This is a genomic window from Microbacterium sp. NPDC057658 (assembly GCF_042799975.1).
In the GTDB taxonomy this organism is placed as follows: domain Bacteria; phylum Actinomycetota; class Actinomycetes; order Actinomycetales; family Microbacteriaceae; genus Microbacterium.
This window is the reverse complement of record NZ_JBHVHT010000001.1, coordinates 735,750-760,618: the sequence shown is the minus strand read 5'-3', so window position 1 is coordinate 760,618 and position 24,869 is coordinate 735,750. Positions and strand designations below refer to the sequence as shown.

The following is a 24,869-nucleotide window of genomic DNA, read 5'->3' as shown; positions in this document are numbered from 1 at the left end:
TACGGCCTCGCAATGTCGCCGAGCAATGGTTCACTGGACCCACGAACCCGAGAACTAGTAGTTCTACTACTTTGGATCTACCCTGAGGAGATGGGCACCGTGTCGAAGACCGAACTGAATCAGCAGACCGCGCGGGTGCTGGCGCGCGTCACCGCCGGTGAGCACCTGACGGTGACAGACCGCGGGCGCCCGATCGCCGAGTTGTCGCCGCCCGCCGAGACGGCCTGGACGCGCATGATCGCCAACGGGCGGGTGACGCTGCCCCGCGCGAGCGGTCCGCTCCGCCACGCCCCCGTGCCGGATTCGCTGTCCGTGGCGGAGATCCTCGGCGAGCTTCGGGCCGACCGGTCGTGATCTACCTCGACACCTCAGCGGCCGCGAAGGCACTCATCGAGGAAGAGGGGTCGGAAGCGGTCGTCCTCGCCTTCGCGAACGGCAGCGAGTTCGTCTCCTCGCGCCTCCTCGCCGTGGAGCTGCACGCGATCGCCGACCGCCGTTCCCTCGACCGCGAAGCCGTCGTCGACCTCCTCGACCGCGTCGCGCTCGTCTCCCTCGACGACGAGACGCTGACCGCGGCCATCCGGGCAGGCTCAGGGCTCCGCACTCTAGACGCTCTCCACCTCGCCGCCGCGCTCGAACTCGGCGACGTGGTCACGGCGCTCCTCACGTTCGACCGCGAGCTCGCCGCCGCCGCACGCGCGCAGGGCCTGACCATCGCCGAGCTGCCATGACGCCGCCGCCTTCCCGTCCTGACGCCGTCCGACGGCACGCACGAGAGAACGGCCCCGACCGCGCCGGTAGACTGAAGACGCCCCGCCGGCCCCTTCCTTTGGAGTGCGCGTGACCACCGCCCCTGCACCTTCCCCCCAGCACGTCCCCGACTCCGTCGAGAACGCGATCGCGACGCCCGAGAAGGAGCAGCCGTACGGCGCCCTCGGGCTCAAGGACGACGAGTACGCGCGCATCAAGGAGATCCTCGGCCGCCGCCCCACCTCGGGCGAGCTGGCGATGTACTCGGTGATGTGGTCGGAGCACTGCTCCTACAAGTCGAGCAAGAACTACCTGCGCCGCTTCGGCCAGAAGGTCTCCGACGAGATGAAGGAACGCCTGATGGTCGGCATGGGCCAGAACGCGGGCGTCGTCGACGTCGGCGAGGGCTGGGCCGTGACCTTCAAGGCCGAGTCGCACAACCACCCGTCGTTCATCGAGCCCTTCCAGGGTGCGGCGACCGGTGTCGGCGGCATCGTCCGCGACATCATCTCGATGGGCGCCCGCCCCGTCGCCGTGATGGACGCCCTGCGCTTCGGTGCGATCGACCACCCGGACACCGCCCGCGTCGTGCACGGCGTGACCAGCGGCATCAGCTTCTACGGCAACTGCCTCGGCCTTCCGAACATCGGCGGCGAGACGGTTTTCGATTCCGTCTATCAGGCCAACCCGCTCGTGAACGCGCTCGCGGTGGGAGTGCTGCGCCACGAAGACCTCAAGCTCGCGAACGCCACCGGCGTCGGCAACAAGGTCGTCCTGTTCGGTGCCCGCACCGGCGGCGACGGCATCGGCGGCGCGAGCATCCTGGCCTCCGACACGTTCGCCGACGGCGGCCCGACCAAGCGCCCCGCGGTGCAGGTGGGCGACCCGTTCGCCGAGAAGGTGCTCATCGAGTGCTGTCTGGAGCTCTACCGCGGCGAACTCGTCGAGGCGATCCAGGACCTCGGCGCCGCCGGCATCTCCTGCGCGACCAGCGAGCTCGCGGCCAACGGCAACAGCGGCATGCACGTCTCGCTCGACAACGTGCTGCTGCGCGACCCCACACTCACGGCCGAGGAGATCCTCATGTCGGAGTCGCAGGAGCGCATGATGGCCATCGTCGCCCCCGAGAAGCTCGACGCCTTCCTGGCCGTCGTGAACAAGTGGGAGGTCGAGACCTCCGTGCTCGGCGAGGTCACCGGCGATGGACGCCTCATCATCGACTGGCAGGGCGAGCGCATCGTCGATGTCGACCCCTCGACCGTCGCGGTCGACGGTCCCGTCTACGACCGCCCGGTCGCCTACCCGACGTGGATCGACGCGCTGCAGGCCGACGCCGCCGAGAACCTGCCGCGTGCGAACGACGCGGAGACGCTGCGCGAGCAGTTCCTCGCCCTCGTCGCCTCCCCGAACCTCGCGGACACGAGCTGGATCACGAACCAGTACGACTACTACGTGCTCGGCAACACGGCCCTGAGCTTCCCCGACGACGCCGGTATGATCCGCGTGGACGAGGAGTCCGGCCTGGGCTTCTCCGTCGCCACCGACGCCAACGGACGCTACTGCCAGCTCGACCCGTACGCCGGCGCGCAGCTCGCGCTCGCCGAGGCCTACCGCAACGTCGCCGTGACCGGTGCCGTGCCGACCGCCATCACCGACTGCCTCAACTTCGGCTCGCCCGAGAACCCCGAGGTCATGTGGCAGTTCGGTCAGACCGTCGACGGCCTCGCGGACGGCTGCTACGAGCTCGGCACCCCCGTCACCGGCGGCAACGTCTCGTTCTACAACCAGACCGGCGACGTGCCGATCCACCCGACCCCGCTCGTCGGCGTGCTGGGCATCATCGACGACGTCTCCCGCCGCATCCCGTCCGGCTGGCAGGACGAGGGGCAGAACATCTACCTGCTCGGCACCACGTCGACCGAGCTCTCCGGCTCCGCGTGGGCCGAGGTCGTGCACCAGCATCTCGGCGGCCGCCCGCCGAAGGTCGACCTCGCGGGCGAGAAGCGCCTCGCCGGACTGCTCGCCGCGGCCCGTGACGAGTGGCTCATCTCCTCGGCGCACGACCTTTCCGAAGGCGGTCTCGCGCAGGCCCTGGCCGAGGGCGTCATGCGCTTCGGCGTCGGCGCCCGGGTCTGGCTCAACGAGATCATCGAGCGCGATGGCGTGGACGCCGCGACCGCCCTGTTCTCCGAGTCGACCGGCCGCGTGATCGTGACCGTTCCCCGCGAGGACGACGTGAAGTTCCGCGGGCTCTGCGAGGGCCGCGGCTACCCGGTCGCCCGCATCGGCGTCACGGACAGCGAGCCGCAGCTCGAGGTGCAGGACGTCTTCACCGTCTCGGCCGCCGAGCTCCGCGAGCGCTCGCAGGCCACGCTGCCGTCGTACTTCGGCCCGACCGTCACGGAGCCGGTGGCCTGATGAGCGGCGACGGCCTCAGCGAGGACTACGGCGACCTCGGCGAGAAGCGCAACCGGCGCATCCGCATCATCGCGTGGACCGTCATCGTGGCGCTGATCCTCGGTGGCGGCGGCGCGACCGTGCTCACCCTGCTCCTCGGCTGATCCGGGCCCGCGTCGCAGATTCGCACCCGGGTCGCAGGGGTTCCCTGAATCCGTGCGACCCCGTGCGAATCCGCGACCTCAGCGAGCGAAGAGGTAGCGGGTCAGGGCGACGACGGAACCCGGATCGTGGGCCTCGCGGCCGAGAGACTCCACGATGATGGCCCCGAGGATGGCGCGACCGAGCTGCTCGACCGGGGCGTCCTCCGGCAGCTGACCGTCGCGGATGCCGCCGCGGAGACGCTCCGACAGGTACTTCTCCACCCCGAGGCTCTCGCCGAGGTGCGCACCGACCGAGGCATCCTCCGTGGCCGCGGCCACGAGAGACCGCAGCAGCACACCGCCCTGGGGCTTCTCGAGGATCGACAGGACGCTCCGCAGCCAGGTCTCCACGTCGGCGGAGAGGTCTCCGGTGTCGGGCACGACGAAGTCCACGGGGATGAGGCGTCCCTCGGCCAGGCACTCCCCGATGAGCGCGCCGCGCGACGGCCACCAGCGGTAGATGGTCTGCTTGCCGACTTTGGCCTCCTTGGCGATGCCCTCGATCGTGAGCCGGTCATACCCCTGATTGTGGAAGAGCCGGGCCGTCGCATCGAGGATCGCCTCGCGGGCCGCCGTGCTGCGCACAGGGCCACTGCGATGCTCGTTCACCATGCGTTCAGGATAGCCACAGATCCCTAGACGAGACGTGCCGTATGCTCTTTTCGTCTGAAGGAGATCACGTGGCTTCACTGCTGTTCCGTCTGGGTTCTTTCGCTGCGCGCAGGGCGTGGACGGTGATCGTCTCCTGGGTGCTCATCCTCGGGCTCGGCGTCGGCGCCTTCCTCACCTTCGGCGGCACGCTGAGCAACAGCTTCGACATCCCCGGCACCGCCTCCGGCGAGGTCACCGATCAGCTCGCCGACAAGCTGCCGGACACCGCCGGGGGCACCGGGACGGTGGTCTACCGGACGGACGACGGGGAGCCCTTCACCGACGAGCAGAAGCAGGCGATCTCCGACCTCGCCGCGAGCGCGGGAGACCTCGACGGCGTCGCCTCCGTCGTCGACCCGTTCGACGCCCAGCGGCTGCAGGACGAGCAGGCGAAGGAGCTGACGGACGGCCAGGCCCAGCTCGACGACGGCCGCGCCCAGCTCGACGCCGGCCAGGCCCAGCTCGACGACGGCCGGGCACAGCTCGAGGCCGGGATCACCCAGCTCGAAGGGGCACGCGCGCAGGCCGAGGCCGCCGGCGCGCCAGCCCAGCAGACCGCCGCGCTCGACGCGCAGCTCGCGCAGCTGAACGCCCAGCTCGCGCAGCTCGACGCGCAGCAGGACACCATCGACGAGAACCGCGCGGAGCTCGCCGACAGCGCGGAGCAGCTGGACCTCGGCACGACCCTGCTGGACCTCGCGGACGGCATCGGCGTCGTCTCGGAGGACGGCTCCACGGCCATCGTCAACGTCTCCTTCGTCGATCCGCGCCTGGAGCTCGCCGAAGAGACCAAGCAGAGCACCATCGCCCACTTCCAGGACGAGGAGATCGACGGCGTCACGGTCGACTTCGGCACCGACATCGCCCAGGGCGTGCCCGAGATCTTCGGCGTCGGCGAGGCCATCGGTCTCGCGTTCGCCGCGGTCGTGCTCATCGTGATGCTCGGTTCGCTGATCGGTGCGGCCCTGCCCATCGTCACGGCCGTGGTCGGCGTCGGCGTGGGCGTCACGGCGTCGCTCGCGTTCTCCGGCGTCGTCGACATGGCCTCGGTGACTCCCGTCCTCGGCGTGATGCTGGGGCTCGCGGTCGGCATCGACTACTCCCTCTTCATCGTGAACCGGCACCGCAAGCAGCTGCTGGCCGGGTCGCCCGTGCGCGAGTCCATCGGTCTGGCCACGGGTACCTCCGGGACCGCGGTGGTGTTCGCGGGGACCACGGTCATCGTCGCGCTCCTCGCCCTCAACGTGACGGGCGTGCCGTTCCTCGGCCTCATGGGCACGGTGGGAGCGGTGTGCGTCGCGGTCGCCGTGCTCGTCGCCGTGACCCTCGCCCCGGCGATCCTCGGCCTCGTCGGCACCCGCCTGCTCAGCCGCAAGGCGCGGGCGACCATCGGCCAGGAGCACGCGGCCGGGAAGCCCGTGCGCCGGATGTCGACGCTGCGCGCCGTCGTCACCGCGCTCGTCAGCGTCGTCGCGCTGCTCGTGATCGCGATCCCCGCGATGTCGATGCGCCTCGGCCTCCCGGACGGGTCGAGCGAACCCGCCGACTCCACCAGCTACCGCGCGTTCCAGACCGTCGACGAGCAGTTCGGCGAGGGCGCGAACGGGCCGCTCCTGGTGACAGCGACCCTCGACGACGCCGTGAGCGACGACGACCTGCTGGCCACGCAGGTGACCGTGGCGGAGAAGATCGCCGAGCAGGACGACGTGGTCGCGGTCGCCCCCATCGCCACGTCGGATGACAACACGCTCCTCGCCTTCCAGGTGCTGCCCGCCGAAGGCCCGAACAGCGCCTCCACCGAGGAGCTGGTGCAGGATCTGCGGGGCCTCCCGGATATCGACGGTGGCATCACCCTCGGCGTCGCCGGTCAGGCCGCCACCAACATCGACATCTCCGAGGCGCTGGCGAGCGTGCTCCCGCTGTATCTCGTGGTCGTCGTGGGCCTGTCGCTGCTCATCATGATCGTCGTGTTCCGCTCGCTGCTCGTGCCGCTCATCGCCACAGGAGGGTTCGTGCTGTCGCTGTTCGCGACGTACGGGCTCATCGTCGCGGTGTTCCAGTGGGGGTGGGGCGCCGACCTCATCGGGTTGCACAGCACCGGTCCGATCCTGAGCTTCCTGCCGGTGATCCTCGTCGGCATCCTGTTCGGGCTCGCGATGGACTACCAGCTCTTCCTCGCCTCGGGGATGCGGGAGGCCTATGTGCACGGCGCGTCCGCGCACGATGCCGTGGCCCAGGGCTTCCGGGCCGGGCGCTCGGTCGTCATCGCGGCCGCGCTCATCATGGTGTCGGTGTTCGGCGGGTTCGTGTTCTCGGAGTCGACCATCATCCGGTCCATCGGGTTCGGTCTCGCGTTCGGCGTGCTGCTCGACGCGTTCGTGGTGCGGATGCTGCTGATGCCCGCGCTCATGCACCTGCTCGGACGCTCGGCCTGGTGGCTGCCGAAGTGGCTCGACCGCATCATCCCGAACGTCGACATGGAGGGCGCGGCGCTGGAGCGGGACCACCCCAGCGTGCACACCGACTCCGTCCCCACCGTGGAGCCCCCGCGTACCCGTCGCGCCTGAGTCTGGTTCGCGCGGGACAGGCATTCGCGCGGGGGCAGGCATCTGTCACCAGGGTCGCCTGATGCCGCGCGAGCGCCTGAACCTGCGCGAGCGGTCGCGGGGGCGGGCTGTCCGGAGGGACAGGCAGGCGCGGGAGTTCAGGCACCTGCAGCCGGTGTCGCCTGATCTCGCGCGGATGCCTGGTCCGGCGACGACGCGCGTGTCGCAGGGCGGGCCTAGAGTGGGCGGATGGATCTGCGAGCGCTGTTGCAAGAGCGCCGCGCCGAGGCCGAAGCCCGCGTCGCGGCGACGGCGACTACGCTCGCGGAGCTCATGCACGACCGCGAGGGCTCGAACGACGATGACGAGCACGACCCGGAGGGGGTGACGCTCTCGTCGGAGTGGTCCCGACTGTCGGGGCTGGCCGAGGCGGCGCAGGCGGAGCTCCGCCAGGTGGACGAGGCGCTGATGCGGATGGACGCCGGGACCTACGGCATCTGCGCGCACTGCGGGCGGCCCATCCCGCCGGAGCGCCTGGCGGTGCGCCCGTTCGCGGAGTACTGCGTGGCCTGCGCCGAGAAGCTCGGTCGCTGACGCCGGAGTAGCATCGCGGGCATGGCCATCGCCTTCGAGAACATCGGGATCGCCGTGCGCGACCTCGACGCCACCATCGCCTTCTTCACCGATCTGGGTCTCTCCGTGGTCGGACGGGACGAGGTCAGCGGCGAGTGGGCGTCCACCGCGGTCGGGCTCGACGGGAACCACGCGCGGATCGCCGTACTGCAGACCCCGGACGGGCACGGGCAGATCGAGCTGTTCGAGTACATCCACCCCGAGGCGATCGAGACGGAGCCGACGCGGCCGAACGAGATCGGCATGCACCGGATCGCCTTCTCCGTCGACGACATCGATGCCTCCCTCGCCATCGCCGCCCGGCACGGATTCCATCCCCTGCGCGGCGTCGCGAACTACCGGGACATCTACCGGCTGACCTACCTCCGCGGCCCCAGCGGGATCATCCTCATGCTCGCGCAGGACCTCACGAAGCCCTGATTCCGACCCCCGGGCACGACTTCGGAGACGGCAGGCGACACGCCGCCGCACAGGGCCTGTCGACCGCGCAGCGGATCCGATCTCCGAAACTGTGCCCGGGTCAGCGGGAGGCGAGGGCCTCGGCGACCTGTTCGAGTACGGCGATCGGAGCGCGGATCTCGGACGCGGGAACCGGAGACTCGCCGGTCTCCAGCATCCGGGCGAAGGCGCGGACGCCGGGTCGTACATACCCGGGGCCGATCGGGATCTCCCGGCTCGCGATGCCCCGGCGGCCGACGACGGTCGCCCGGAACGGCACCTGCCGGTCGTCGTCCGGCCGCACGAACTCCAGCGTCACCGGCACCCCGCCGACCCGGTAGCGCGCGACGACGCCGGCCGGCAGGAACTGCACCTCGACGTCCTCCGCAGCGCCCGGCCGCAGCACCTGGGCGAGATCGGCGATGTGGATGCCGTAGAAGAAGATGCCGCTGTACGGGCTGTCCGGATCGGCCGGCCCCGTGACGGTCACCGCCTGGACCTCCCCGATGCGGGCCGCCTCCGCCACGAGTTCCGCGGTGTCCGCGAGCCAGCGGAGCGTGGACGACGAGGTGACGGGCACCCGCCCACGCTGCGCGGCCGCAAGGATCGCGTCGGCATCGACGACGCCGGTCGCGAGCGGCTTGTCGACCCAGACCGGCACCCCGGCTTCCAGGAAGGGGACGGCGAGGGCGGGGTGATCGGCACCGTCGCGGGCGGTCACGATGAGCGCGTCCACCGTGCCGAGGAGCGCGGCCGCCTCCTCGACGACGCGTTCGATGCCGCCGAGTGCCGCCAGCTCCCGCGTGCGCTCCGGCTCTCCTGCCACGAGGGCCGTGATCCGCACGGGCACGTCCGTGGCCTCGGCGTTCAGGAAGCGGACGATCTCCGTGGCGTGGCTGTTCTCGATCCCGACGATGCCGACGCTCTTCATGCGGCCGCCCTCCCTCTCGTGCGGGCCCCCGGCGACCCGCCGTCGCGCAGTAGGCTGAACCCATCATGGACGAGTTCATCCGGGGCTTCTGGAACTTCGCGGGTGACTACTGGTGGCTCGTCTTCCCGATCATGGGCATGGCCGGCGGAGTCGCCAAGGCCTGGGAGCGCGGCTCCAAACGTCGGCACGAGCGCCGGCTGGAGGCCCTGCGCATGAAGGCGCAGGTCAAGACCGCCGAGATCGAGGCGCGCGCGGCCGCCCGGCAGGCGAAGCACGGGGGTCCCACCGTCGTCGACACCACGGCCTCCGTGGCGCCCGACGACCTGCTCGCCCGCCTCTTCGCCGAGCACGACGAAATCACCGCGCGGTGGCTGGACTACGAGCTCGACGTCGCCAAGCTCATCGCCTTCCCCGCGATGAGCGACGGCCGCCAGCCGCTGACGGCCGCCTTCCTGCGCGCGAAGAAGACCGCGGACGCGCTGCGTCCGGCGGCCGCCGACGCGAAGCTCACGGAGCAGCAGATCGCGGAGTACCTGCAGGCCGTGGGCGACTACGCGGTCGCGTTCGAGATCGCGGAGAAGGACGCCCGGCGGCTGCGCGACTCGACGTTCACCGAGGCCGAGCGCAAGCGCCTCGACCGCGCGCAGCAGCTCCTCAAGGTCGCCGTGGACGAGTCGGCGACGCAATCGGAGCGGAACATCGCCTACAAGCGGGTGCGCGAGGAGCTCGACGGCCTCATCCTGCTCTCGGACGAGGCCGTGACCGTGCTCGAGAAGCAGGTGGCGAAGGAGCTTCCGGCCGCCCCTGCCGCAGCGGCGGATCATGCCGACCCCGTTCCGGAGCCGCTGCCCGTGACCGACCCGCGGCGGACGGCGGAGGGCGCATGACTCCCGAGAACGTGACCGGCCCGGTCGCCGTCCACGCCGAGGCCCCGGTCTGGTGGCCCGGGTGGGGCGGCCTGCGCTGGGTCGACGGAGACGCGGGCGACCTGCTCACCCTCCGCGGCGACGAGATCGTCCGCCAGCACATCGACGACGAGTACCTCGCGTTCTTCCGCCCGCGGACGTCCGGGGGCTTCGTGGCGGTGGGCGCGCGCACCCTGTACCTCGCCGACGGCCCCGACGCGGAGGCCCGTCCCGTCGCGACCCTGCTCGACGACGGCCCGGTGCGCATGAACGACGGCTGCTGCGACCCGCGAGGACGACTCCTGGCCGGATCGATGTCCACGGACTCCACCGCGGGTGCCGGGACCGTGCTGCGCATCGACGCCGCCCTCGACGTGACCACGGTGCTCCCCCGCGTGACCTCGTCCAACGGTGTCAGCTACTCCCCGGACGGCCGCCGCGTCTACTACGTGGACACCGACACCGGCCGGATCGACGTGTTCGACGTGAGCGAGGGCGAGCTCCGCGGGCGCCGGGTGTTCGCGCACATCCCCGAGGACGACGGCGTGCCCGACGGCCTCACGGTCGCCGCGGACGGCAGCGTCTGGGTCGCGCTGTGGGGCGGGAGCCGCGTGCGGGGGTTCGAGCCGTCCGGGACCGTGCGCGAGGACATCGTGCTGCCGGTGCCCCAGGTCAGTGCCTGCACGTTCGGCGGCGACGACCTCGGCACGCTCTTCATCACGACCTCCGCGCAGGGCCTGCCGTCCGATCACGGCACCGCCGCGGGGTCGGTGTTCGCGGTGCGTCCCGGGGTGCACGGCCTCCCGGTCCTCCCCTTCGCCGGCTGACCCCCGCGCGGGGTCAGACGCTCGCGCGGCATCAGGCACTTTTCGCCTCCAGCCGCCTGAGCCCGCGCGGGTGCCTGAGTACACGTGGATGCCTGAGCCGCCGGGCGCTCGCGGCACCAGGCTGTCGCGCGGCATCAGGCACCTATCCCCTGCACTCGCCTGAGCCTGCGCGCATGCCTGAGCCCGCGCGGGCATCCGGGAGAGACCTCTACCCGGGACACGGTTGCACTCAGCGAAAGGAACCGTGCCCCGGGCACAGGCCTCACCCGAGACGGACCCGCTCCGTGCGCTGGTGCTGGCGGCCGAGTCGCTCGATCTCGATGGTCATCTCGTCGCCGTCCTGCAGGTAGGGGAAGCGTCCGGACAGCGCGACACCCTGCGGAGTGCCGGTGTTGATGACGTCGCCGGGTTCGAGCACGAGGTAGTGACTGAGCTCGTGCACCAGCTGGAGCACGGGGAAGATCATGTCGGCGGTGGAGGAGTCCTGCCGCGGCTCGCCGTTCACGAAGGACCGCAGGCGCAGCGCCTGAGGGTCGACCTCGTCCGCGGGGACCAGTGCCGGGCCGAGGGGGTTGAACGTCTCGGAGCACTTCCCCTTCGACCACTGTCCGCCGGAGACCTCGAGCTGGTACGCCCGCTCGGACACGTCGTTCGAGATGGTGTAGCCGGCGATCACGTCGCGCGCGGCCTCGGCGGAGGGCAGGTACCGCGCCGTCCGGCCGATGACGACCGCGAGCTCGACCTCCCAGTCGACCTTCTCGGCTCCCGGCGGCAGGAGCACGACGTCGTCCGGCCCCACGACCGTGTTCGGGTGCTTGAAGAACACCACCGGGTGTGCGGGCGGCTCGGAGCCCGACTCCGCCGCGTGCGCCGCGTAGTTCTGGCCGATGCAGATCACCGCGGTGGGCCGCGCCACAGGGGCACCGGCGCGCAGTCCCGCGGTCTCCCCCTCCGGAAGCGAGCCGTCGGCGAGTGCCGCCCGCACGCGGGCGATGCCGTCCGCGGCGAGGAAGGCGCCGTCGATGTCGCGGGTCAGGGAGGCGAGATCGCGCACCACGCCCTCGTCATCGCGGACGTAGGGACGCTCCTGGCCGATCGCGCCGAGTCGCAGCAGTTCCATGGGAGTCCTCTCAGCGCGCGGCGGCGAAGGCCGGGTTGACGATAAGCACGGCCTCGCCCGCGAGCGAGCGGATCACGTTCTCGGCGGCGTGCACGGGAAGATCCGCCAGGGCCTCCGGGGAGTACCAGGCGGCGTGCGGCGTGAGCAGCACGGTGTCGAGCGCGCGCAGCGGGGAGGTGCCGGGGAGCGGCTCCTCCGCGAAGACGTCGAGAGCGGCACCGGCGAGCCGGCCGTCGCGGAGCGCCGCGGCCAGGGCGTCCTCGTCGATGAGCGGGCCCCGGCAGGTGTTCACGATCACGGCGTCCTGCTTCATCGTCGCCAGGGCCGCGGCGTCGATCAGGTGACGGGTCTCGTCCGTCAGCGGCACGTGCAGGGTGAGGATGTCGGCGCGGGCGATCGCCGACGGGATGTCCACAGGCTCGCAGCCCGCGTCGCGCACGGCGTCGTCGGAGGCATACGGGTCGGCCACCAGCACACGGAAGCCGAGCGCCCGACACCCGCGGGCGACGATCGATCCGATGCGCCCGAAGCCGAGCACCGACACGGTGGTGGAGGACGGCCGCACGGCGAGCGGCCGGGCGTCGACGGCCTTCCAGACGCCCTCCCGCACGGCCCGGTCGTAGGCGGAGAGGCCGCGGGCCTGGGTCATGATCATCGCGACGGTGTGCGCGGCGACCTCTTCGATGCAGTAGCTCGGCGTGTTCGCGACGGCGATGCCGCGGGCCGTGGCGGCCTCGACGTCGATCATGTCGTAGCCGATGCCGACACGGCTGATGAAACGGAGGTTCGGCAGGCGGTCCATGAGGTCGCCGTCGATGCGCGCCCACTGCACGACCAGCGCCTCGGCGTCGGCTCCGGCGGCGGCGATGTCGTCCGGGCTCCCGGAGGCGGCCCGCTCGGCACGGAGGCCGGCGGCGCGGAGGGTGTCTTCGATGACGGTCCCGGGGAGGTCGCAGTCGGTGACGAGGATGAGCGGCGCGGTCATGGATGCGATGCTATAGCATCTAGCAACTTCTCGTACAGCGCTGTCCGGAGAGCCGGTTCTTGCTATAGCGTTTAGTCATGACTGTTCGCCGCGCACTCGTCACGGGCGCCAGTTCCGGCATCGGAACCGCCGCCGCCCTCGAACTCGCCCGCGAGGGCGTCGCCCTCTGGATCACCTACGCCGGACGGGAGGCCGAAGCCGCACGCGTGGCGGAGGAGTGCCGCGCCGCGGGCTCGCCGGACGTCCATGTGTCGCGCCTCGACCTCCGCGACCCCGACTCCATCACGGCGCTCATCGCCGAGATCACGGACGCCTGGGGCGACCTGCACGTCCTCGTCAACAACGGCGGCGTCTGCCCCTACACCCCGTACCCCGAGATCGACATCGAGGAGTGGGACTTCGTCCTGGAGACGAACGCCCGCGGCACCTTCCTGCTCACCCGCGCGGCGCTCCCCCTGCTCCGGGCCGCCGACGGCGACCGCTCGGTCATCAACATCGCCTCGATCGCCGGGCAGGTCGGCGCGCTGCAGACGGGCATCCACTACGCGGCCAGTAAGGGGGCGATCCTCGCGATCACCCGCAGTTTCGCCCGGCACCTCGCCGCCGAGGGCATCCGCGTCAACGCCGTCACGCCCGGCCCGGTCGCCAGCGCGATCACGGATCAGCTCCAGGGCGAGGGTCGCGCGAAGCTCGAGTCGGGCATCCCGCTCGGTGCGTTCGGGCAGCCGGAGGACGTCGCCTGGATCATCGCGTCGCTCGCCTCGGAGCGGGCCCGCTTCATCACCGGAGCCACCTACGACGTCAACGGAGGAGTTCGCATTGACTGACCGCACCGCCCAGGACCGTTCTGCCCTCGACACCGTGCAGGCCCAGCTCGACGCCTTCAACGCCCACGACCTCGACGCCTTCGTCGCGACCTACGCCGACGATGCCGTGGTCACCGGAGTCGCGCCGGAACCCCTCGTCGGGTCGGCCGCGATCCGCGCCTTCTACGAGCCGCGGCTGCAGAACCCTGAGCTCTCCTGCGTGATCGACACGAGCGTCCTGTTCGGCTCCCGCTGGGTCGTCGCGCAGGAGCGGGTCATCAACGCCGGCGTCGCGACAGAGACGATCGCGACGTTCGACGTGGTCGACGGCGTGATCTCGCGGGCGTCGATGCTCAAGGCCTGACCCGCTTCGAGTCGCCCGATTGGCTGTATTTCCGGCCGAAATGGGACCAGTCAAGCGATTCGAAAGGGGTCAGTGGTGCTCCGGCAGCACGGGAGAGGACCAACCGGGGTCGCGGCCGAGCTGGGCGGCGCGGGAGACCGAGGCGGAGCCGTAACGGTCGCGGAGCGTGTCGAGCACGGTGTCGAGCCGGGACTCGTCGCCCCAGTCGATCGGCAGCTCGGGCGGGACGCTGTCCGCCGCGTCGAGCTGGGTGAGCGAGAGGCCGAGCAGGGTGATCCCGCGGCCGCTGATCTCGGGCTGCGCCGCGGCGAGGAGCGTGCGGGCGACGGCGAGCAGCAGCGCGGTGCGGTCGGTCGGCGCCCGCAGCGACCGCGAACGGGTGGCCTTCGCGAAGTCGCCGAAGCGCAGCCGCAGCACCACCGTCCGGCACACGCGGTCGCCGTCGCGGAGACGCCGCGCGAGCCGGTCGACGATCTGGGTGAGGATCACGTCGAGCTCCTCCGGCGACCGCGGACGGACGCCGAGCGCCCGCTGCGACCCGATCGATCCCCGGCGCCTGGTCGTGTCCACGGGGCGGGGGTCCCGCAGGCGGGCGAGAGCATGGACGTGCGCTCCGGTCGCCTTTCCGAGCATGCGCTCCGCCGTCGCGGCCTCGAGCTCCGCGAGCTGTCCGACCGTGCGGATACCGTAGCGGTGGAGCTTCTCCGCCGTCACCGCGCCGACGCCCCACAGCCGCTCGACGGGGAGCGGCAGCAGGAACTCCTCCTCCCGGTCGGGCTCGACGACGAGGAGTCCGTCGGGTTTGCTCACCGCACTCGCGACCTTGGCGAGGAACTTCGTGCGGGCGACGCCGACCGAGATCGCCAGGCCCGCCTCGGCGCGCACGCGCTCCCGCAACCGGATGGCGATGGCCTCGGGAGTGCCGGCGATGCGTCGCAGCCCGCCGACCTCGAGGAACGCCTCGTCGATGGAGAGCCCCTCCACGAGCGGGGTGGTGTCGCGGAAGATGCGGAAGACGTCCTTGCTGGCCGCGGAGTAGGCCTCCATCCGCGGCGGGACGACGACGGCGTCGGGGCACAGCTCCCGCGCCTGCCGGCCACCCATCGCGGTGCGGACGCCCCGTGCCTTCGCCTCGTAGCTCGCGGCCAGCACGACCCCGCCGCCGACGATCACCGGACGCCCGCGGAGCTCCGGCGCATCACGCTGCTCGACCGAGGCGTAGAACGCATCGAGATCGGCGTGCAGAACCGTCGCTTCCCCGCGCATCCCGTTCTCCCGTCGACGAGCGGATCGTCGCACGGACCGGGGACATCCGCGTGGCCGGTGCTCAGGAGGCCGGGGGCGCCTCGAACCGCTCCCGCAGCGCGGGGTCGAGCGTGATGTCCCCGAACGACGCCGTCCACGCTCCGTCCACCGCGATGGACTGCCCCGAGAGGTAGGGAGCCTCGTCGGAGAGCAGGAACGCCGTCACCGCGGCGACCTCCTCCGCACGGGCGATACGTCCCATCGGCGGACCCTCCGCGAGCAGGCGCTCCTCCGCCGCGGGGTCGGCCGCCCGCGCGATCTGCGCCTCCAGATGCGGAGTGCGCACGCCGCCCGGCGCGACGGTGTTCGCTCGTATGCCCAGTCCGCCATATGTCACGGCGACACTGCGGCTCAGGGCGTCGATGCCGCCCTTCGTGAACTCGTAGGCCGCGTGGTCCACGAAGCTCGAGCGACCGTGAATCGACCCGATGTTGACGATCGCCCCGGCGACGCCCTGATCGAGGAACGCGGACACGGCGGTCGAGCAGCCCCAGAGGTAGCCGAAGCCGTTGATGTCGACGATCTCGCGCACGACCGTCTCGTCGAGCTCGTGCAGCGGCGTGCGCTTCGTGATGCCGGCGTTGTTGACCCAGCCGGCCAGAGGAGCCCTCGTGCGCGCCGCGGCCGCCGCGCGCTGATGGGCCGTGCGGTCGGAGGCGTCGCCGAGCACGACCTCGGCGACGATGCCCTCCTCCACAGTCCCGGAGCCGGGCGAGCGCTCGAGCCCGACCACGATCCAGCCGTCGGCGGTGAGCCGCGCGGCCACCGCGCGGCCGATGCCCTTGCCGCTGCCGGTCACCACGACGCTGCGCGGGGAAGGTGTCATGTCAGTCCCTCTCGAATCGGAAGACGGCGGGATCGAGGCCGAAGCCGAGCCCCGGAGTCGCGGGGGGCGTGACGGTGCCGGCGAACTGCGGCCCGCCCGTGACGAACGAGGGCGCGGGGTCGTAGGGATTCACCCCGCGGGCGAAGGTCTCCACCTGGATGCCGAGGTGGGCCGTGACCTCGGGGTACACGTGTCCGGACACCGGGACGCCGCGCTCTGCCGCCCAGGCGATGAGCTCGCGCGCGGGGGTGATGCCGCCGATCGCCACGACGTCGAGGCGCAGCGCGTCGACTCCGCCGATCTCGACGAGAGCCCGGAGCACGGCGGGGTCGGTCACCTCGTCGCCCACCGCCACCGGCAGCCCGGTCTCCCGGCGGATGCGGGCGACACCGGCCGCGTCCTCGGGGAGCAGCGGGTCCTCCAGCCAGGCCAGGCGCGGCTCGCCCCACTGCGCGACCTCCGCCACGGCGGACTCCGCGTCGGGCCAGCCGAAGCCCACGTCCACCACGAGTCCGGTCGATGACGGCAGCTCCGCGCCGAGGATCGCGAGCAGTTCGCGCATGTATGCCGGATCGGGAATGCGCGAGATCTTCACCTGCGCCCAGCCCTCCGCCTGCGCGAGCACCTCGTCCGCGACCTCCCGCGGCGGGCGCTGCGGAGACGGATACGCGGCGACGAGCATCCCCTCCCGCGGGGCGTCACCCGTGCCGAGCAGGGTCCACAGCGGCACGCCGGCGCGACGGGCCGCGACGTCCCACAGGGCGATGTCGACGAGACCGATCGCCCGCCGCACGAGTCCCACCCGTCCGACGATCGCGCTGCCGCGGAGCATCCGGTCCCACGCGGCCGCCGGGTCGTCGGCGTCGAGCCCCACCGCGTGCGGAGCCACCAGGCGGTCGACGATCTCCGCCATCGGGGCCTCGCGCGACAGGCAGTAGGCGAACCCGGTGGTGCCGTCGTCCGCCGTCACCCGCACCGCGGAATACTCCCGCCGCGTGACCGTCATCGCGCCGAGCTGCAGCGGTGCCGGAAGGGGGAGGACCGCCGTGGCCGTGTCGATCCGGGCGATGGCGGTCATTCGGGCTTCTTCGCGAGGGGCACGCCGTAGTCCACCATGAACCCGCCGTCGACGTACAGGGTCTGCCCATTCATGTAACGCGACTGGTCCGACACGAGGAAGCTCACGGCCGCGGCGATCTCACTCGCGTCGGCCAGGCGCTTCGCGGGGATGCGGGACAGGATCGTGTCGAGGCTCAGCGTCCCCTGCTCGACGCCCTGCCGGAACACTCCGGTGTCGACATAGCCCGGAGCCACGGCGTTGACGCGCACCCCTCGCGACGCCCACTCCGCTCCGGCCGTCGAAGTGAGTCCGATGACGGCGGCCTTGGTCGTGGCATACGGCGCCCGCCCCGCGGAGCCTCGCGAGGAGATGGAGGAGATGTTGACGATGCGGCCCTCGCCCCGGTCGAGCATGCGCTTCCCGGCAGCTTGGAGCGCGGAGAACACCCCGTGCAGGTTCACGTCCACGACCGCGGACCACTCGTCCCACGTGAGGTCTTCGATCCCGCGATGCCGCTGGATCCCGGCGTTGTTCACGAGCACCTCGAGGGGCCCAAGCTCCGCCTCGATCTCGCCGAAGACCCGGTCGACGGCGGCATGGTCGGTGACGTCGAGCTGCCGCCACAGGATGCCGGCGGGGTTCTCGCCCGCGGTGAGCCCGGGGACGCGGTCGGTCGCGACGACGAGGTAGCCGTCCGCGGAGAGCCGCTGTCCGATCTCCCAGCCGATGCCGGCCGAGCCTCCGGTGACGATGGCGACGGGGCGCGCGGTCATGTCTCTCCTCTACCTCGGGGATTTGCTATAGCAACTCTATCCCGTTCGAATCGCGCAACTGGTTCGATTTCGGCCGGAAATGGAGCAAAGTGGGCGATTCGAAGGCGGGACTACCCCAGCAACCCGGCCACAACCGACACGGCGTGGGACTCCAGGAGCTCCAGGGCTCCGGGAGCCAGGGGCGTCTGCCAGGACTGATAGGCGCCGCGGTCGTAGGCCTCGCGGGTCGGGAGATACACGAACCCCGGGCCGTTCGTGAGGTTCATCACCACGATCGGCGTCTGGGGGAACCGTTCCCGCAGCGTCGTCTGCAGCCGCGAGTACGCCTCGCCCGGATGCCCCACGATCACGGCGTCTCCGAGCCGCCAGGCCCACACCGGATGCGACACGGTCGGACCGTCGATGTAGCCGTCGCGGAGGTTTCGGGCCCGTCCGAGGCGCTCCTCCCGCGACCGGGGGTCGATGTCCTTCCACTCCTCGGCGAGCTCGTCCAGGGTGGGCAGGTCGCGCAGCGGCAGCTCGACCGCCGAGACGACTCCCGCCGCCCCGTCGCCGCCGTCCGCCGGGGTCCCGGTCCAGATCGCGAGCGGAGCCCCCGACTCCACGACCCCGTCCAGCGTCAGCTCCTCGCCGGGTACCGGGAGCCCGTCCAGCGCCGCGAGCACCGCGTGCCCGAGTGAGCGTCCGTGCCGGTCGGCCACCGCGACATCGCCGGTGTACTGCTCCCGTGGCGCCAACTCGCCCGAGGCCCCCTGCACGAAGAGGCACGGTGCGCCGGTCGCGGCCTCCACGATCTCGCGCATCGCGCCGACGTAGTCCGGAGACACCTCTCGGTGCTGCCAGGCCAGGGTCGTCGGGTGGCAGGCGTAGTTCACCAGCGTCGCCCGCACCTCCCCGTCGATGCTGATCCGACCGATGGTCACCGTGTCGTCGGCGGTGCCCTGGGGGTTGTAGCCGACGAGCGCGCGGCCGTCGAGGTCGAGCTCCCGCTCCGCCGCGAGGGTGCAGGTGCCCGTGGTCCACTCGATCAGTCCCGGTCGCGCAGCCTCCAGCGCCTCCCGCCCGGCGGCGATGCCCGCGGCAGCAAGAGCCTCCAGGTACCCGGGGATGAGTTCGCCGCCCGGCAGATGCGCATCCGCGGCGCAGAGCACGGCCCCGGCGTGGGTGTGCGAGAGGGAGAGCATGAGCTGATCGGGCTCGAGGCCCAGACCGTCGAGGATCGCCCCGCGCACGCCCTGCTCATCGGCGACCCGGCGCCACCACGTGCCGTCCACGGCGAGCAGCACCCGGGGCCGCTCGTCCGCGGCCACCACCGCGAGCGCGGTCAGCTCGAACGGCCGGTGCGCCCCCTCGGAGCGCTCCCAGTCGGCCGGGCCCCAGTTCTTGGCGCGGATGCCGACGGGCGGCGTGATGTCGCGCCGGGCGACGCCGATGCGCGCCCGCGTGCGGGGGATGCGGATGCGGTCTCCGAGGTGCGTCGCCTCTGCGGTGTCGTTCACGCGTGGTCCTCCCTGATGTCCATGATGCCGTCCGTCACGCGCTCGCCAGCACGTCCGCGATGACGACGCGCGGTCCGGCTTCCGGCAGCGCGGTCTCGACGCCGCGCTCGAGGGTGTCGCTGTACAGCAGCGTCGACGGCTCGGCGAACCCGTCCGCCAGCCGCAGTCCTCCGCCGACGAACTGGCTGCCGGTGACGCGGGCGTGGTTGACGCCCGTCCCGATGTCGAGGTGGGCCGCGCCCCGCGGCACTGTCGAGGTCACCCCGCTCACCCGCCAGGTGACGACGCCGGCACCGGCAGCCCTGCTCAGCAGCGCGCCGTCCGTCCGCTCCGTGGACAGCTCGACGCCGTCCAGAGCGACGAGCTGATCGCGCACCGCGGTCGCGGTCAGGCGCACGTCGCGCACGGAACCGCCGCGGATGGTGACCGTGGCGGCGCCGAGCTCGAAGGGCGCACCCGCCGCCGGGCCGCTGAGTCGGCAGTCCACGAACTCGACCGGCCCGGACCCACGGGCCTTGACCCCGTCGATCCCGGTGATCGTGCAGTCCACGAAGCGCACGGGAGCCGTGACCGGGGTCTGCACGAGCACCTGGTCCTTCGGCAGCGCGAAGGTGGAGTCCGCGATCACGGTCGGCCGCGACGAGCGCTGCGACCGCTGTCCGATCGCCAGAAGTCCCGCGGTGCACCCGCGCACCTGGGCGCCGTCGGCGTTGATGGTCATGGTCGCCTGCGGATCGAAGGTCGAGCGGCCGATGACCCGCACGTTCTCCAGCGTCAGATCGCTGATCTTGGTGCCGGCGACGAACCAGGAGCAGACGTGGTCGCGCATCGTGATGCGCTTGGCGGCCGTGCCCCACTGCGCGCCGGAGTTGGCGATGTCCATGAGCCCGGAGTTGCCGATGAAGGTGAGGTCGTGCTCGTACTGGCCGTGCGTGGTGAAGGGGTTGCCGCCCTGATCGTCGCCGTCGCCGTGGCAGTTCTCGACGATGCAGTACGCGCTGGCGGTGAGGTCGTTCAGGTGCCGGGCGTTCGACGAGGTGCAGTCGCTGACCCGTCCATAGAGGCTGTAGATCTGCTGCGTGAGGTAGCCCGCGCCGCCGTAGAACACGGTCGGCGGGTTCTCCACCGAGCAGCGCTCCGTCGTGAAGTGCGTGTTCCAGCGCCGCATGATCACGGGCCACCAGGTGCGGCTCGCGTGCACGTCGGCGACGTCGCAGTGGATCGCGTACTCGAAGGCGATCGGGTGGGAGCCGGTGAGCTCACGGGAGTCGGGGAAGGAACCGTCGGTGGGACCGTCGAAGGGTCCGGCGCCGAGGAACCGCATGTTCGCGATGCGCACGCCCGCGACCGGTTCCATCTGCCGCCAGACGAGCTTTCGCCCCGTGTCCAGCGGCCAGCCGTTGAGGTAGTCGATGCGGATGTGGGTGGCGTCGATCTGCTGCGTCACCTGCACGAACCGCTGCAGCTCGCGCTCGTCCGCCCCTCCTCCGGCGACCGGATCGCACTGCACCGCCCACCAGGAATCGACGGGGAACCGGGAGGCATCCGGCACGGCGACCGCGTCGGTCAGCTCGGGCCAGGCCTCGGCCAGCGCATGCTCGACGGTCACGTCCTTCGACACCCCGGTGAAGAACATCACGGCGCCGAACGGGTTGTCGTGCGTGTTCTTCTCGATGCCGTCGGTCGTGATGAGGTGTCCGCCGAAGTCGATCTCGACGTACGACCGGGTGAAGCGGTGCCGTCGCCGGAACAGGAGATCCGTGCTCGCCTCGATCCGGCGGATGCGGGGATCGTTCACCATCGCGGCGAGCGCGTCGTCGGCCGGCTTCTCCGGTCCCGTGATGCCGAAGACCCGGAAGTCGACCGTCCCGTCATGCTGCAGGATCCAGCGGGTGTCGTGCTTCCCCGCGATCACGGTGCCGCCGTTGGGCGTGGTCTTCGCGTTCTCGCTGCCCACGTACACGAGCAGCCCGGCGTCGCCGGGCTTCCGGTACCCGGCGACGACCGCCACCTCGCCGTCGCGGGCCCGGAGGCGGCCCAGATCGGCGACGGACTCCGCTCGCGTGACGTCCTTGGCGCCGGCGACGACGGGGGCTGCCTGCGCCGGTGCCGTGCTCGCGAGCGCGCCCGCTGTGCCGAGCGCGACCGCGCCGAGCCCGGCCATGAGCGCGCGGCGGCCGGTGGACCGCACCGCCGCGCCGGCACCCGCGGTGTCCGCCGCGGGCCCCGTCCCCTGATCCGTGATGGTCATCATCGTCCTCCTCGTCCGGCGGTCGTCGCGGGGACCGCGCCCGTCTGCCCGCCGTGGGTCTGCCAGAGCGCCGCGGCCTCCGCACGCCGTCGGCGCTCGAGGACCGGGTCGGCGACGGGGATCGCCGCCATGAGCCCGCGCGTGTACTCGTGCTGCGGATTCGCGAAGAGCGCGTCGCGCGCGCCGATCTCGACGATGCGGCCCTGCTGCATCACGGCGACCGTCGAGGACATGTACCGGATCACCGCCAGGTCGTGGCTGATGAAGAGGTAGGTGAGGCCGAGCTCGGCCTGCAGCTCCCGGAGCAGATTGAGCACCTGCGCCTGGATCGACACGTCGAGCGCCGACACCGATTCGTCGAGCACGAGGAAGTCCGGCTCCAGCACGAGCGACCGGGCGATGGACACGCGCTGGCACTGCCCGCCGGACATCGAGCGCGGCAGCCGGTGCGCGAACTCCTCGTCCAGGCGCACGCGGTGCATGGTCTCGCGCACCTTCTCGGCGCGGGAGGCCCGGGTGCCGATGCCGTGGGCGCGCAGCGGCGCCTCGATGATCTGCGCGACGGTCTGCCGCCGGTTCAGCGCCGAGAAGGGGTCCTGGAACACCATCTGCATGCGCTTGCGCAGCCGCCGCAGCTCCTCGCCGCGGAGGTCGTGCGGGCGCTGCCCGTCGAAGACGACCGTCCCGCCGTCGATGCCGCCGAGCGCGAGCACGGCCTTCGACACGGTCGACTTGCCGGAGCCCGACTCGCCGACGAGCCCGACCGTCTCGCCGCGCCGGATCTGGAACGACACGTCGTCGACCGCGGTCACCCGGCGTCCGGAGCCGAGCGTGAACACCTTCGACACGCCCTGCACGTCCACCAGCAGGTCGCCGGACTCCCGCGCCCGGTCCACCGCGCTGATCGACCCGGCCTCGGCGAGCGGCTCCGTCCCGCGTTCGAGCACCTCCGCGGCGGTGCGGATGGGCTGCTGCACGTCTACCGTGAGGTCGACGACCGCGCCGAGGAGCGCCTGCGTGTACGGGTGCTCCGGGGCGGCGTAGATGCGGTCGACGGGGCCCTCCTCGACCACGCGCCCGTGCCGCATCACGTGGATGCGCTCGCAGAACCCGGCGGCGACGCCGAGGTCGTGCGTGATGAGCACGACCGCAGTCCCGTGGTCCTCCGCGAGCCGGTCGAGGAGGTCGATGATCCGGGACTGCGTCGTGACGTCGAGGGCCGTGGTCGGCTCGTCCGCGATGAGCACGGCGGGCCGGGACGACATGGCCATCGCGATCATGACGCGCTGCCGCATCCCGCCGGAGAACTCGTGCGGGTACTGGCCCAGACGCTCCTCGGGCAGCGGCACCCCGACCTCGGTCAGCAGCTCGACGGCCCTGGCGCGGGCGGCCGCCGCCGAGACCCGGTCGTGCAGCCGGATCGCCTCGACGAGCTGGTGCCCGATCGTGCGGACCGGGTTCAGCGACGACATCGGGTCCTGGTAGACCATCGCGATCTCGCCGCCGCGCACGCGAGTCATCTCCCGCGGGCTCAGCGTGAGCAGCTCACGGTCGCGCAGCCGGATGCTGCCGCCGAGGGTCGCCCCGTCGTTCAGCCGCATGATCGACAGCGCCGTGAGCGACTTGCCGGAGCCGGATTCGCCGACGAGGCCGATGCGCTCCCCGGGCCGCACCGCGAACGTGATGCCCTGGACGGGCATGACGTCCCCATAGGAGACGGTGAGGTCCTGCACCTGCAGGACGGGCATGAGGTCGGTCATCGGCCCCTCCCCTTCCGATCGCCGCCGAACTGGTCGGCGAGCACGTTGAGCAGCCAGATGGTGACGAAGATGAACAGGGCGGGGAACAGCACGTATCCGATGGACTGGTACATCTTCTGGTAGCCCTGCTGCACGAGCGTGCCCCAGGTGGCCTCGGGCGGCGCGATGCCGAGCCCGACGAAGCTCATCGACGCCTCCAGGAGGATCGCGTTGGCGGCGTTGATGGCCGCCTGCACGATGATCGGCCCCTTGGCGTTCGGGAGCACCTCGGCGAAGAGCAGCCGGCGCCGGGTCGAGCCGAACGCCACAGCGGCCGTGAAGTAGTCCTCCTGCAGTTCGCTGAGCACCGACGACCGCACGAGCCGCGCGGTGGTCGGCGTGAGGAGCACCCCGATGATGACGGCGAGCTTGACGGGGTCGGCGCCGAACGCGGAGATGAAGACGAGCGCGAAGAGGATCTGCGGGATCGCCATGACCGTGTCGGCGAGACGCATGAGGATCTCATCGACCCAACCGCGTCCGAACGCCGCCGCCATACCCCAGGCGATGCCGAGGACCATGGCCACGAGCGTCGCGCCCCCGGCGATGAACACGGTGAGCTGGCCGCCGTAGAGCACGCGGCTGAAGAGGTCGCGGCCCAACTCGTCGGTCCCGAAGAGGTGCGCCGCCGAGGGACCGGCGAACCGGTCGGACGACTGCGCCGCGGGGTCATACGGGGCCAGGAGCGGGGCGAGCACGCAGGCGAGGACGATGATCGCCAGCAGCCCCAGCGGGATCCAGGAGGCGACGGCGACCCGTCGGCGGGGACGCGCGGAGCGCAGCGCGAGGGTGAGGGTGTCAGCCACGGCTGCTCCTTGCACGAAGACGCGGGTCGAGCACCCCGTAGAGGAGGTCGACGATGAGCGTGGTGAGGATGAACATCGCGGAGATCAGCAGCACGACCGACTGCAGCACCGCGTAGTCCCGCTTGAAGACCGCGTCGATCGCGAGCGAGCCGAGCCCGGGGACGCCGAACACGTACTCCACGATCACCACGCCGCCCAGGGTGTAGCCGACGATCAGGCCGAGCATGGTGAGCCCGGGGATCAGGGCGTTGCGGAGCGCGTGGCCGAGCACGACGCCGCTCGCCGACTGTCCCTTGCCCTTCGCGGTGCGGATGTAGGGGGCGTCCAGCACCTCGACCATCGAGGCCCGGAGGAACCGCATGAGCAGCGGCGCCGCCGCGAAGGCGAGGGTGAGACCGGGGAGGATCATGCGCACGAGGTTCTCGGCGGGGTCCTCCGCGAACGGCGTGTAGCCGCGGGCCGGCAGCACCTTGAGCTGCACGGCGAACACGACGATGAGCACGATGCCGATGAGGAACTGGGGAAGGGCCATGCCCGCGGTCGAGATCGCGGTGAGCACCCGGTCGACCACGCCGAGCGGACGCAGCGAGGCGAACACGGCGGCCGGGGTGGCGATGAGCACGGCCAGGAGCACGCCGATGAGCGTGAGCTCCAGCGTCGCGGGCAGGCGCTGGGCGATGAGCTCCGTCACCGAGTACTGGTTGAAGTAGGACTGACCGAAGTCGCCCGTGAAGACGCCGCCGATCCAGCGCAGGTACTGCTCGATGACGGGGGCGTCGAGGCCGGCCTCCTCCCGGAGCCGGGCGATGGTCTCGGCATCCACGCCCGGCGTCGAGCCGAGGCGGGTGATGACGGGGTCGCCCGGCAGCAGCCGGAGCACGACGAAGACGAGGAGCGAGGTGGGGGGGAGCAGCGCGAGGGTGGTTGCCCCCCCCCCGAAGAAGGAGGGGGGAACACTATCCCCTCCCCTTTTCTTCCCCCCAGCGTCGCCTTC

Annotated in this window: 24 protein-coding genes; 11 read left to right on the top strand and 13 right to left on the bottom strand. The window is 71.6% G+C overall.

Annotated features, from left to right (window positions below; genetic code table 11):
- The first annotated feature begins 90 nt into the window (after positions 1–90).
- From ACFU8V_RS03625 to ACFU8V_RS03610, 4 genes are all read left to right on the top strand, one after another.
- Positions 91–354 (top strand): type II toxin-antitoxin system Phd/YefM family antitoxin, encoded by a 264-nt coding sequence (locus ACFU8V_RS03625; RefSeq protein WP_249521272.1) that lies wholly within the window; start codon positions 91–93, stop codon positions 352–354.
- Positions 351–731: a PIN domain-containing protein gene (locus ACFU8V_RS03620; protein ID WP_378869040.1), complete on the top strand. Its 381-nt coding sequence runs from the start codon at positions 351–353 to the stop codon at positions 729–731. The genes ACFU8V_RS03625 and ACFU8V_RS03620 overlap by 4 nt, the downstream gene beginning before the upstream one ends.
- A 109-nt stretch (positions 732–840) precedes the next feature.
- Positions 841–3,168, top strand: coding sequence for a phosphoribosylformylglycinamidine synthase subunit PurL (gene purL, locus ACFU8V_RS03615; RefSeq protein ID WP_025104105.1), 2,328 nt, complete (start codon positions 841–843; stop codon positions 3,166–3,168).
- Complete coding sequence (locus tag ACFU8V_RS03610) at positions 3,168–3,311, top strand: hypothetical protein (protein WP_017202962.1); 144 nt, start codon at positions 3,168–3,170, stop codon at positions 3,309–3,311. Before purL ends, ACFU8V_RS03610 begins: the two co-directional genes overlap by 1 nt.
- Positions 3,312–3,389: 78 nt before the next feature.
- Here ACFU8V_RS03610 and ACFU8V_RS03605 read toward each other — a convergent pair whose 3' ends face one another.
- On the bottom strand, positions 3,390–3,962 hold the full coding sequence (locus ACFU8V_RS03605; RefSeq protein WP_025104106.1) for a TetR/AcrR family transcriptional regulator: 573 nt from the start codon (positions 3,960–3,962) through the stop codon (positions 3,390–3,392).
- Between the two features lie 68 nt (positions 3,963–4,030).
- On the opposite strand from ACFU8V_RS03605, the gene ACFU8V_RS03600 reads away from it, so the two are divergent.
- The 3 genes from ACFU8V_RS03600 to ACFU8V_RS03590 all read left to right on the top strand — a co-directional run bounded on the left by ACFU8V_RS03600 (position 4,031) and on the right by ACFU8V_RS03590 (position 7,600).
- Positions 4,031–6,568: an MMPL family transporter gene (locus ACFU8V_RS03600; RefSeq protein ID WP_378869035.1), complete on the top strand. Its 2,538-nt coding sequence runs from the start codon at positions 4,031–4,033 to the stop codon at positions 6,566–6,568.
- Between the two features lie 228 nt (positions 6,569–6,796).
- A complete protein-coding gene (locus ACFU8V_RS03595) occupies positions 6,797–7,141 on the top strand; it encodes a TraR/DksA C4-type zinc finger protein (RefSeq protein ID WP_085604452.1) in 345 nt (114 codons plus the stop codon).
- A gap of 21 nt (positions 7,142–7,162) precedes the next feature.
- Positions 7,163–7,600 (top strand): VOC family protein, encoded by a 438-nt coding sequence (locus ACFU8V_RS03590; protein ID WP_378869032.1) that lies wholly within the window; start codon positions 7,163–7,165, stop codon positions 7,598–7,600.
- A gap of 100 nt (positions 7,601–7,700) precedes the next feature.
- On the opposite strand, the gene ACFU8V_RS03585 is transcribed toward ACFU8V_RS03590, so the two are convergent.
- A complete protein-coding gene (locus tag ACFU8V_RS03585) occupies positions 7,701–8,549 on the bottom strand; it encodes a Gfo/Idh/MocA family protein (RefSeq protein ID WP_378869029.1) in 849 nt (282 codons plus the stop codon).
- A gap of 65 nt (positions 8,550–8,614) precedes the next feature.
- Between ACFU8V_RS03585 and ACFU8V_RS03580 the strand changes: the two genes are divergently transcribed.
- Together ACFU8V_RS03580 and ACFU8V_RS03575 are read left to right on the top strand one after the other, a co-directional pair.
- Positions 8,615–9,436: a hypothetical protein gene (locus ACFU8V_RS03580; RefSeq protein WP_374459534.1), complete on the top strand. Its 822-nt coding sequence runs from the start codon at positions 8,615–8,617 to the stop codon at positions 9,434–9,436.
- Positions 9,433–10,281, top strand: a complete 849-nt coding sequence (locus tag ACFU8V_RS03575) for an SMP-30/gluconolactonase/LRE family protein (RefSeq protein ID WP_378869025.1) — start codon at positions 9,433–9,435, stop codon at positions 10,279–10,281. Before ACFU8V_RS03580 ends, ACFU8V_RS03575 begins: the two co-directional genes overlap by 4 nt.
- A 262-nt stretch (positions 10,282–10,543) precedes the next feature.
- Here the strand turns inward: ACFU8V_RS03575 and ACFU8V_RS03570 are convergent, their stop codons facing one another.
- Positions 10,544–11,401 carry a fumarylacetoacetate hydrolase family protein gene (locus ACFU8V_RS03570; RefSeq protein WP_378869022.1) on the bottom strand — a complete coding sequence of 286 codons (858 nt, stop codon included), beginning with the start codon at positions 11,399–11,401 and terminating at the stop codon, positions 10,544–10,546.
- Positions 11,402–11,411: 10 nt separating this feature from the next.
- A complete protein-coding gene (locus tag ACFU8V_RS03565) occupies positions 11,412–12,386 on the bottom strand; it encodes a C-terminal binding protein (protein WP_378869019.1) in 975 nt (324 codons plus the stop codon).
- Between the two features lie 77 nt (positions 12,387–12,463).
- Here ACFU8V_RS03565 and ACFU8V_RS03560 point away from each other — a divergent pair, with 77 nt between their 5' ends.
- Both ACFU8V_RS03560 and ACFU8V_RS03555 read left to right on the top strand, forming a co-directional pair.
- Positions 12,464–13,213 (top strand): SDR family NAD(P)-dependent oxidoreductase, encoded by a 750-nt coding sequence (locus tag ACFU8V_RS03560; protein WP_249521285.1) that lies wholly within the window; start codon positions 12,464–12,466, stop codon positions 13,211–13,213.
- The gene (locus ACFU8V_RS03555; protein ID WP_062633303.1) at positions 13,206–13,556 is read left to right on the top strand and encodes a nuclear transport factor 2 family protein; all 351 of its coding nucleotides are present in this window, start codon (positions 13,206–13,208) and stop codon (positions 13,554–13,556) included. The genes ACFU8V_RS03560 and ACFU8V_RS03555 overlap by 8 nt, the downstream gene beginning before the upstream one ends.
- A 69-nt stretch (positions 13,557–13,625) precedes the next feature.
- Here the strand turns inward: ACFU8V_RS03555 and dinB are convergent, their stop codons facing one another.
- From dinB to ACFU8V_RS03510, 9 genes are all read right to left on the bottom strand, one after another.
- A complete protein-coding gene (gene dinB, locus ACFU8V_RS03550) occupies positions 13,626–14,822 on the bottom strand; it encodes a DNA polymerase IV (RefSeq protein WP_378869015.1) in 1,197 nt (398 codons plus the stop codon).
- 61 nt (positions 14,823–14,883) lie between these two features.
- The gene (locus tag ACFU8V_RS03545) at positions 14,884–15,687 is read right to left on the bottom strand and encodes an SDR family NAD(P)-dependent oxidoreductase (protein ID WP_303709640.1); all 804 of its coding nucleotides are present in this window, start codon (positions 15,685–15,687) and stop codon (positions 14,884–14,886) included.
- A gap of 1 nt (position 15,688) precedes the next feature.
- Positions 15,689–16,765: an enolase C-terminal domain-like protein gene (locus tag ACFU8V_RS03540; protein ID WP_378869010.1), complete on the bottom strand. Its 1,077-nt coding sequence runs from the start codon at positions 16,763–16,765 to the stop codon at positions 15,689–15,691.
- Positions 16,762–17,520 carry an SDR family NAD(P)-dependent oxidoreductase gene (locus tag ACFU8V_RS03535; RefSeq protein WP_303709638.1) on the bottom strand — a complete coding sequence of 253 codons (759 nt, stop codon included), beginning with the start codon at positions 17,518–17,520 and terminating at the stop codon, positions 16,762–16,764. Before ACFU8V_RS03535 ends, ACFU8V_RS03540 begins: the two co-directional genes overlap by 4 nt.
- Before the next feature lie 110 nt (positions 17,521–17,630).
- Positions 17,631–19,019: a hypothetical protein gene (locus ACFU8V_RS03530; protein ID WP_378869007.1), complete on the bottom strand. Its 1,389-nt coding sequence runs from the start codon at positions 19,017–19,019 to the stop codon at positions 17,631–17,633.
- Positions 19,020–19,053: 34 nt separating this feature from the next.
- Positions 19,054–21,270: a peptidase C14 gene (locus ACFU8V_RS03525; RefSeq protein WP_378869004.1), complete on the bottom strand. Its 2,217-nt coding sequence runs from the start codon at positions 21,268–21,270 to the stop codon at positions 19,054–19,056.
- Positions 21,270–23,030, bottom strand: coding sequence for a dipeptide ABC transporter ATP-binding protein (locus ACFU8V_RS03520; protein WP_378869000.1), 1,761 nt, complete (start codon positions 23,028–23,030; stop codon positions 21,270–21,272). The genes ACFU8V_RS03525 and ACFU8V_RS03520 overlap by 1 nt, the downstream gene beginning before the upstream one ends.
- A complete protein-coding gene (locus ACFU8V_RS03515) occupies positions 23,027–23,875 on the bottom strand; it encodes an ABC transporter permease (RefSeq protein WP_366216361.1) in 849 nt (282 codons plus the stop codon). The genes ACFU8V_RS03520 and ACFU8V_RS03515 overlap by 4 nt, the downstream gene beginning before the upstream one ends.
- Positions 23,868–24,788, bottom strand: coding sequence for an ABC transporter permease (locus ACFU8V_RS03510; protein ID WP_378871778.1), 921 nt, complete (start codon positions 24,786–24,788; stop codon positions 23,868–23,870). Before ACFU8V_RS03510 ends, ACFU8V_RS03515 begins: the two co-directional genes overlap by 8 nt.
- Positions 24,789–24,869: the final 81 nt, after the last annotated feature.

What these genes read in the sequence shown, in the direction of transcription:
- ACFU8V_RS03520 (WP_378869000.1), bottom strand. Translation starts at nt 23,030, where the DNA reads ATGACCGACCTCATGCCCGTCCTGCAGGTGCAGGACCTCACCGTCTCC.
- ACFU8V_RS03590 (WP_378869032.1), top strand. Translation starts at nt 7,163, where the DNA reads ATGGCCATCGCCTTCGAGAACATCGGGATCGCCGTGCGCGACCTCGAC.
- ACFU8V_RS03535 (WP_303709638.1), bottom strand. Translation starts at nt 17,520, where the DNA reads ATGACCGCGCGCCCCGTCGCCATCGTCACCGGAGGCTCGGCCGGCATC.
- ACFU8V_RS03625 (WP_249521272.1), top strand. Translation starts at nt 91, where the DNA reads ATGGGCACCGTGTCGAAGACCGAACTGAATCAGCAGACCGCGCGGGTG.
- ACFU8V_RS03585 (WP_378869029.1), bottom strand. Translation starts at nt 8,549, where the DNA reads ATGAAGAGCGTCGGCATCGTCGGGATCGAGAACAGCCACGCCACGGAG.
- ACFU8V_RS03545 (WP_303709640.1), bottom strand. Translation starts at nt 15,687, where the DNA reads ATGACACCTTCCCCGCGCAGCGTCGTGGTGACCGGCAGCGGCAAGGGC.
- ACFU8V_RS03595 (WP_085604452.1), top strand. Translation starts at nt 6,797, where the DNA reads ATGGATCTGCGAGCGCTGTTGCAAGAGCGCCGCGCCGAGGCCGAAGCC.
- dinB (WP_378869015.1), bottom strand. Translation starts at nt 14,822, where the DNA reads ATGCGCGGGGAAGCGACGGTTCTGCACGCCGATCTCGATGCGTTCTAC.
- ACFU8V_RS03580 (WP_374459534.1), top strand. Translation starts at nt 8,615, where the DNA reads ATGGACGAGTTCATCCGGGGCTTCTGGAACTTCGCGGGTGACTACTGG.
- ACFU8V_RS03560 (WP_249521285.1), top strand. Translation starts at nt 12,464, where the DNA reads ATGACTGTTCGCCGCGCACTCGTCACGGGCGCCAGTTCCGGCATCGGA.
- ACFU8V_RS03540 (WP_378869010.1), bottom strand. Translation starts at nt 16,765, where the DNA reads ATGACCGCCATCGCCCGGATCGACACGGCCACGGCGGTCCTCCCCCTT.
- ACFU8V_RS03565 (WP_378869019.1), bottom strand. Translation starts at nt 12,386, where the DNA reads ATGACCGCGCCGCTCATCCTCGTCACCGACTGCGACCTCCCCGGGACC.
- ACFU8V_RS03575 (WP_378869025.1), top strand. Translation starts at nt 9,433, where the DNA reads ATGACTCCCGAGAACGTGACCGGCCCGGTCGCCGTCCACGCCGAGGCC.
- ACFU8V_RS03605 (WP_025104106.1), bottom strand. Translation starts at nt 3,962, where the DNA reads ATGGTGAACGAGCATCGCAGTGGCCCTGTGCGCAGCACGGCGGCCCGC.
- ACFU8V_RS03610 (WP_017202962.1), top strand. Translation starts at nt 3,168, where the DNA reads ATGAGCGGCGACGGCCTCAGCGAGGACTACGGCGACCTCGGCGAGAAG.
- ACFU8V_RS03525 (WP_378869004.1), bottom strand. Translation starts at nt 21,270, where the DNA reads ATGACCATCACGGATCAGGGGACGGGGCCCGCGGCGGACACCGCGGGT.
- ACFU8V_RS03570 (WP_378869022.1), bottom strand. Translation starts at nt 11,401, where the DNA reads ATGGAACTGCTGCGACTCGGCGCGATCGGCCAGGAGCGTCCCTACGTC.